General features: G+C 59.5%; 1 protein-coding gene. It reads right to left on the bottom strand.

Going from position 1 to position 1407, the window contains the following annotated elements; genetic code table 11:
• The coding region (locus C492_RS08075) for an ISH6 family transposase (protein WP_008422230.1) at positions 1 to 1319 on the bottom strand (1319 nt) is incomplete at its 3' end.
• Positions 1320 to 1407 lie beyond the last annotated feature (88 nt).

Here is a 1407-nt window from a genome sequence, read left to right as displayed (position 1 = left end):
TCAATTGAGAGGTCACAGCTGATTGCTGTTTTGGTTGATCGGTTGAGCAGTTCGTCGAAGAAAGTGCGGTAGTGATCGGGATCAGCGTACTTCACCAGCCGAAGTTGGAGCAGCGCTTCTAATCCCTCTGCTGTCCAGCGCATCCACTGGTTCTTGCATCGCTTGGCGACCTCTCCCATCGCTCGTTCCACGGGGTTCGAGGTCCACGGCACCTCGACCCCCTCGATTGCCTTCTCAGCGAACGTCAGTATCGACGGCAGCCACCGCCGAAGATACCCCGCAGCCTTCCTCGAGCCGTACTGCGAGAGCTGCCACGCTGTCTTCTCGATGCGCTCAGTCGTTCGCGCGATCCGTTCGCGGATCGCCGCGAACTCTTCCTCTGGACGGTGGGTGACAACCGAGTTCTTCAGATGGAATACTTCGCCAACCACCTCCGAAACGATCTCCCTGCGCTGATCCAGAGAGAACACAGCGTCGTCCCAGAGGTTGTAGTAGAGCGTCCGGCCGACGTGGACGAGGTCAAGTTGGTGTCTTCGATTCTCGTCGGTAAACGCCGTGACGATACTGTTGTCACCGTCACTGACGACCGTCGCGTCGTCAGTGACTGCGTCGATGGCATCGAGATCGGACGCTGTGTCGTTCCAGTCAGCGTTGACCGAGAGATCCAGCAGAGACCGGGAGTTGTCGGCACTATCCTCACCGAGCGTGACCTGTACAGAGTGGTACGAGCGGTCGTCGTCCTGGCTGTGGCACTTCGTGCCATCAGCCACGACGGCATCGGCTTCAGTCCCGGTCACACAGTCGGGAAGAAACTGCTTGAGCGTGGAGCCGTATTCTTTGGCTCGGCGGTTGATGGTGGTCGGCGACGGCATCCTCTCGAAGATGCCGTCGCCGTGATCAGCTGCGTCACGATAGCTGAGGGAGGTAGCGAGATCGATGCTTGTGGCTGCGATATCTTGTTGATAGCGGTTTTGGCCGTCGAAGCCGAGAACGTCTTCGACGGGCCGGAAATAGCTGGGTTGGTCGTGGCCAGCGGCAGTATCTTCGACGTAGTGAAGGGAGAACTCGTGTTCTCCGGCGGTTGTGACGGCTGTACGGGTGTCGGTGCCTGCTCGTTGGAAGCGGGGGTCACCGTTGCCGTGGGCGTGTTTTTCGCCGCAATACGCCTCGACGCGGCTCGCGTCGAGGCTTTCGACCACGGATTCGAGGATCACTGACTCGATGCCCTGATCGGTGAGGGACTCGGCGAGCATGGCGAGCGGTATCGTTTTGTGGTCGTCGATGCTAATCGTGAACCGCACGTCGATTGTGGCGTGCATGGGGCACCTCGGGTGGACACCAGAGGTGACCCCGTCCTCACGGGAGTCAGTTGCTACTGAACTCTAGAGGACTTTGCGACGCGACCAA

The sequence above is a fragment of the Natronococcus jeotgali DSM 18795 genome (assembly GCF_000337695.1).
Classification (GTDB): Archaea; Halobacteriota; Halobacteria; order Halobacteriales; family Natrialbaceae; genus Natronococcus; species Natronococcus jeotgali.
Note: the sequence above shows the minus strand (reverse complement) of the source record. Positions and strands in the feature narration are given on the sequence as shown.